General features: G+C 67.9%; 5 protein-coding genes and 3 tRNA genes. All 8 read right to left on the reverse strand.

The window, feature by feature from the left end:
* Positions 1–436: YbaN family protein (locus tag VL52_RS22530; RefSeq protein WP_200896088.1), on the reverse strand; the 436-nt coding region annotated here is incomplete at its 3' end.
* Positions 433–1,011 carry a biliverdin-producing heme oxygenase gene (locus VL52_RS22535; protein WP_046159143.1) on the reverse strand — a complete coding sequence of 193 codons (579 nt, stop codon included), beginning with the start codon at positions 1,009–1,011 and terminating at the stop codon, positions 433–435. The genes VL52_RS22530 and VL52_RS22535, both read right to left, overlap by 4 nt.
* A 93-nt stretch (positions 1,012–1,104) precedes the next feature.
* Complete coding sequence (locus tag VL52_RS22540) at positions 1,105–4,026, reverse strand: TonB-dependent receptor (protein ID WP_052729481.1); 2,922 nt, start codon at positions 4,024–4,026, stop codon at positions 1,105–1,107.
* Between the two features lie 100 nt (positions 4,027–4,126).
* The gene (locus VL52_RS22545) at positions 4,127–5,113 is read right to left on the reverse strand and encodes a FecR family protein (RefSeq protein ID WP_046159144.1); all 987 of its coding nucleotides are present in this window, start codon (positions 5,111–5,113) and stop codon (positions 4,127–4,129) included.
* Entirely contained in the window at positions 5,110–5,607 is a 498-nt protein-coding gene (locus VL52_RS22550) for a sigma-70 family RNA polymerase sigma factor (RefSeq protein ID WP_052729482.1), read from the reverse strand. The genes VL52_RS22545 and VL52_RS22550 overlap by 4 nt, the downstream gene beginning before the upstream one ends.
* Before the next feature lie 129 nt (positions 5,608–5,736).
* Positions 5,737–5,812: transfer RNA gene (locus VL52_RS22555), tRNA-Lys, on the reverse strand.
* A 37-nt stretch (positions 5,813–5,849) separates the two neighbouring features.
* Positions 5,850–5,925: transfer RNA gene (locus tag VL52_RS22560), tRNA-Lys, on the reverse strand.
* Positions 5,926–5,960: 35 nt separating this feature from the next.
* A tRNA-Lys gene (locus tag VL52_RS22565) sits at positions 5,961–6,036 on the reverse strand.
* Between the last annotated feature and the right edge of the window lie 16 nt (positions 6,037–6,052).

Consider the following 6,052-nt stretch of genomic DNA (forward strand, 5'->3'; position numbering starts at 1 on the left):
GCAGCGCCAGGCCCTTCCAGTGCCGGGCCGACAGCCTGCGCCAGCCCGACGGCTCGCCGGGATGGGACGGCCGGCTCAGCAGGTAGAGCAATACCGAAAGCTCGATCGCCGCCACCAGCCAGGGCACCCAGTGCGGCGGCCGCGCCAGCAGCAGCGCGACGAAGCCCGCGCCCATGCCCAGCGCGGCGAAGCACTTGGCCTTGCGCGGCACGATGCGCTGCTCGCGCCAGCGCCGCAGGCCCGGGCCATAGCGCGGATGGTCCAGCAGCCGCTGCTCCAGCCGCGGCGAGGACTTGCTGAAACAGGCCAGCGCCAGGATCAGAAAGATGGTGGTGGGCATCACCGGCAGCAGCGCGCCTATCACCGCCAGCGCCACCATCAGGCAGCCGCCCAGCAGGTAAAGCCAGCGCACCGCCGGGTGCCGCGCCGCGTTCAAGCGTACACCCGGTCCAGATGGCCGTTCATGCAGGCGAAGGCGGCCACCGCGCCGGCGGTGACGCGGGCCTCGGCGTCGCCGTCCAGCTCCAGGCCGTCCAGCGCCGAAGTGAACGCGCGCCAGTGGCGGGCGCGGCCGTCCGGGTGGCCGGCCAGGTGGCGGGCGCCGAACGCCTCGTCCAGGCCCAGCTTGCCGGCCAGTTTGTACAGGATGGCCGCGCCCAGCTTGGAGCCTTCCACCACGTACAGCCAGCCCATCGCGCTGGCCACGTCCAGCGCGCCGCTGATCGGCGCCTCGGCCAGTTGCGGCAGCGCGCGGCCCAGATCGCCCATGTCGGCGGCGATGCTGTGGTAGCGGCGGCGCTCGGCCAGGTCCGGGAACAGCTTGGCCAGCTCCGGGTTGTCGTACAACGCATCGGCGTCGCGCAGGAAACGGTATTGCGCGTCGAGGAAGCGGGCGTAGTTGTCGCGGCTGGCGAAGGGCTGGTTGGCCATGATGCGCTGGTCCAACTGGTCGTGGGTGTCGTGGGTGCGGGCCTTCAGGTCCTGGGTGCGGGTGCGTTCGATGGTGGTCATGCCGATGCTTTCTTCTACTGAGCTGGGTTTTGCGGACAAAACCCATTAAATGTTAATGATAACTATTTTTGTTTGTTTGGGGAAACGCGTCGCTCAGAATTGCCAGGTCGCATTCAGCCGCGCGGTGCGCCCCGGACCCGGCATCAGGCTCAGCGCCAGCGGGTCCAGGTAATAGCGGTCTGTCAGGTTGTCGACGGCGAAATCGATGCTGACGCCTTTGGAAACCTTGTAGCTGGCGAACACGTCCACCAGCGTGTAGCCGCGGGTCAGCACCTGGTTTGCGGTGCCGTTCCAGCTCTCCCAGCGACTGTCGTCCACGCTGGCGCCTTGCTTGGCCACCGGCTCGCTGTTGTAGGTGACGCGGCTGCCGAAGCTGAGCTTGCGGTCGAAGGCGCGGCCGCCCAGCGTCAGGTTCAGGTTGAGGCGCGGCGGAATGTGGTTGCGGACATAGCTGCTGGAAAAGCCGCTGGGCGTGCATTCCGGCGTGTTCGCCATCGGGTGCTCGCCGCCGAACCAGGTGATGCCGCGGAAGTATTCGGCCGACGCGCGGTCGCAGATCCGCGTCTTGCGGTTGTAGGTGGCGGACAGCTCGCCGAACAGCGCGCCGCCGTCGTACGACGATTGCAGTTCGACGCCGGACAGCTGGTAGCGATCCATGTTCACCATGCTGAAGTTCTGCTCCCACGCCTCCTTGCCGGGAATCGGCCGCCGGGAGATGTAGTCGCGGGTGGTGTTGTCGAAGTAGGCGAGCTTGAAGCGGAAGCGGTCGTCGCCGCGCAGCAGGCCGTCCTTCAGCACGCTGACGCCGATTTCCCAGTTCTGGCTGCGCTCCGGCTTCAACTCGCCGAGGAAGGGCGTGGACGAGCCCAGCGTCGACTCCATCAGGCTGGGCATGCGCAGGCCCTCGACGTAGCGCAAATAGCCGGTGACCGCGTCGCCCAGTTTCAGATTCACGCCGAAGGATGGCGCGAAGCCGCTGTCGCGGCGGCGGTAGGGCTGACTGCGGCGGTACTGGCGCGACGCCAGTTCCTGATTGTCGCGCCAGCTCGCCTCCGCCTCGCTGGACTTGGCGCTGGCCAGCGGCTGCGCCTGGCCGCTGCCGTCGACATAGGTGGCGCCCGGCTGCTTGAACGGATTGGTGGCGTCGGTGAAGTTGCCGGCGGCGTCCGGCTTCCATTCCACTTCTCCCAGATACTCGAAAGTGTCGTCGCTGTAGAGCTGGGCGGTCTTGGACACCGTGCGGTAGGTATCCAGCTTCTTGATCTCGACGTTGTTGTCGCGGGTGGAGAAGCGGAGATAACGGCCGCCCAGGTCGAAGCTCAGCCAGTCCGCCGGCGCCCAGTTGACGCCGATGAAGGCGCTCTGCTCGTCGCGGCTGCCGTCGCGCAGGTTGCGGTTGTTGAGGATGTCGTCCTCGTCGCGGATGAAGCCCTTGCCCGGCGCCAGCCGCTCATGCTGCAGCGACACCCCGTAATCGAATTTCAGCGCGCCCAGACGGGTGCGCAGCAGCGAGCTGTTGCTCAGATCCGCCCCGGTGCGCTGCGCCTGCGCCGGCGCCAGATAGGAAAAGTCTATGCAGGCGTCGCAGTCGCCCCAGCCCGGCCGCGGCTTGCCCTGGGCGGGATTGCGGAACACGTCGCCGTTGTAGGCGCGGCTGTCCATGTCGGTATGCCACAGATTGGCCTGCAGCTTGAGCAGCAGATTGTCGTCCGGCTGCCACTTGAAGCGGGCAGTGTAGGCGTCCACCCGCACCTGGCTGCGCGGCCATTGCGGGATCGAATCGCCGTCGTTGCGAACGATCTGCGAGGTCATGATCTCGCCGTAGTCGCTGTCGTAGCGGCGGAAGCCCAGTTCCAGCGAGCGCTCGGCGTCGGGCTTCAGCGTGCCCTTCAGCAGCAGCGAGCGGCTGCGGTTGGCGGTGTTGAGCACCTCCTCGCCGGGCTTGAAAATACGGGTGACGCCAACGTCCTCCTGGGTGCCGGACGACATCCAGTCGTTCTTCACCACATAGCGCTCATGGCCGTGCTTGCCGGAGAAATAGTTGCCGATGTCGCGGTAGGCGAAGGCGCCCACCAGCTCGTAGCGGTCTTCGCGCAAGGCGGCGGCGACGCTGCCGTGGCCGGCGCGGCCGTCCAGCCCCGGGCTGTGCCGGCGCGGCGTCGCGCTCAGCTCGGCCGGCGGCGCGGCGCTATTGCTCTGCAGTCCGCCGCGCAGGCGCGCGCCGCGGCGCTCGCCGGGCAGCAGGATATCCTCCGCCTTCAGCGTGTCCATTTTCACCAGGCCGCCTATCGCCCCGGCGCCTTGCGCAGACAGTCCCGGCCCCTTGTCGACGGTGACGCCGCCGATCAGGTCCGGGTCCAGATAGTTGCGGTCGGCGACGCCGCCGTAACCGCGGTAGGCGGTCACCGACTGCACGCTGCCGTCTATCACCACCGGCACCCGCCCCTGCCCCTGCAGGCCGCGCACATTGACGTCCACCGAGCCGCTGTTGCGGCTCTCGCCCACCTGCACCCCGGCCACGCCCTTGAACATGTCGGCCGGCGAGGTGCCGCGGAAGCGCTCGATCTGCTCGCGCGTCACCGCCGCCGACGAGCCCGGCTTCAGATACGGCCGGTCGAACAGCGACATCTCGTCGTCGGACAGGGCGCCCGGCGCGCTGCTGGCGCCACGCACCCGCAAGGCGCCGATATTCACCGCGCCGCCTCCGGCCGACGGCGCCGCCCGCACCACGATGCCCTCCGCCCGCAGGCTGGCGGCCAGGCCGCTGCCGGCCAACAAGCGGCGCAGCCCGTCGCGCACCGTATAGCTGCCCTGCAGGCCCGGCGCGGCACGACTACCGGCCAGAGCCGGATCGAACAGCAGATTCATGCCGGCCTGGCTGACCAGCTGCTGCAAGGCGCCGGCCAGCGGCTGCGGCGCGATCTGGAAAGCGACGGCGCGGGACTGGGCCTGCGCGGGCTGAACGCAGGCCAGGCCCAGCAACAGGGCGACGGCCTCCGGACGGGAAATCGACATGGCGACCACCTTACGGATGAAATTAATAATTGTTCTCATCCATGAAGACGCAGCCGCCCGCGCCATCCTGACGTCGATCGGCAAATATTTTTTGTTCTGACTATTTTCGGGCGTCGATCAGCGTCTCGCCGCCGCTCCGGCGCAACGCCACCGGCAGAACCTGGGGCAGAATCCGGGCGAACGCGGCCGCGTCATTGCTGGCGAAGCTGCCGCTCAGACGCAGCGCGCCCAGATCGGGCCGCGCCAGCCTGAGGCCGGTCGGGCCGTAGCGCTCGAACTCGGCCAGCACCTCGGCCAGCGGCCGATCGGAAAACTCCAGCCGCCCCGCGCGCCAGGCGGCCACGAATTCCGGCGACACCGCCGCTTCCCGGCGGAGCGAGCCATCGCGCCAGAACGCGCGCTGGCCATCGCTCAGCAGCAGCTTGCTCCGCGCGTCGCCGCTCGCGCCCGCGGCGGCCTCGGCGTCGCCGTGGTCGGCCACCGCCACCCGGCCATGCTCCACCGCCACCTCGACCGCGCCGTACAGATTGCGCGCCGCGAAACGCGTGCCCAGCACCGTCACCCGCACCGGGCCAGCCGCCACGCGGAACGGCCGCCCGGCGTCCCGCGCCACCGAGAACATCGCCTGTCCGCGCAGCAGCTTCGCCTCCCGGCGATCGGAAAAATACGCGACCTCCACCACGGTATCGGCATCCAGGCTCAAGCGGCTGCCGTCGGCCATCACCCGTTCCAGCTGCTGGCCGCGCGCGCTGGCCAGCGTCTGCGTCCACTGCGGCTGGCCGGCCCGCCAATGCCAGCCCAGCGTACAGGCGAGTAGCAACGCCGCGCAGACGGCAAGGCCATGGCGCCGCAAGCGCGACGACGGAGGAACCGCCAATCTTCGCCTCTGTTCGCCTCCCATCTCCGACAGCAAGGCGTCGACTCGGGCGTGCGCGGCGTAAGCTCTGCGGCGCTCGCCGGACGCGTCCAGCCAGGCGGCCAGCTCCGCCCGCCCCGTCTCGTCCAGCCCCTCCCGCTGCCGCAAGCGCCAGCGCGCCGCTTCCGCGTCGGCCAGCTCTTCGTTCGCCGCTTCACGCTCCCGCCTCATCGGCCCTCCTCCTGTTCCAGCGCCCGCTTGCACGCCAGCATGCCGTTGATGATGTGTTTCTCCACCATGTTTCGGGAAATGCCCATTTCCCGCGCGATCTCGGCCTGACTCAAGCCTTCCAGCTTGAACAGCACGAAAGCCCGGCGGCAACGCGGCGGCAAGCCCGCTATCGTCCTTTCCAGCAAAGCCAATTGCTGCCGCGCGGCCAGCCTCCGCTCCGGCTCGAAATGCGCGGGCGCGGCCAGCTCAATATCGGCGATGTCCTGCTGCGGCCTCGCCTGCTCGCGGCGGTGGCGGTCTATCAGCAGATTGCGCGCGGCGGCGTACAACAGCGCGCGGGGAGAACGCACCGCCGCGCCGCCGGCTTCGCCTCCCGGCGCCTGCAGATTCAGCACTTTCAGATAAGCGTCCTGCGCCACATCCTCGGCGCGCTGGCGCGAACCGGTGGCCCGGGTGAGGAAATTGAGCAGTTCGCGATAATAGCCGTCCAACACCAGCGTCGCCCGTGACAAAAAGGGCGCAGCATAGCGCAAGAAACAAATGATAACAATTATCGTTATCAGCAATATCAGGGATGAAAATGCGAAGGGCCCGGACAATGGCCGGGCCCTTGCGGGAATGCTTGGTGGGTCGTGCGGGATTCGAACCTGCGACCAACGGATTAAAAGTCCGCTGCTCTACCAGCTGAGCTAACGACCCATGGGGGGTATTCGTGTCGGGGAGGGTGCAGGGATGGTGGTGGGTCGTGAGTGGCTCGAACACTCGACCTACGGATTAAGAGTCCGCTGCTCTACCAACTGAGCTAACGACCCATCCGGTCTGCACAAAAGACAGAAATGAACTTGATTGGTGGGTCGTGCGGGATTCGAACCTGCGACCAACGGATTAAAAGTCCGCTGCTCTACCAGCTGAGCTAACGACCCGCACAACGTACGGCGG

The sequence above is a fragment of the Chromobacterium vaccinii genome, from assembly GCF_000971335.1.
In the GTDB taxonomy this organism is placed as follows: domain Bacteria; phylum Pseudomonadota; class Gammaproteobacteria; order Burkholderiales; family Chromobacteriaceae; genus Chromobacterium; species Chromobacterium vaccinii.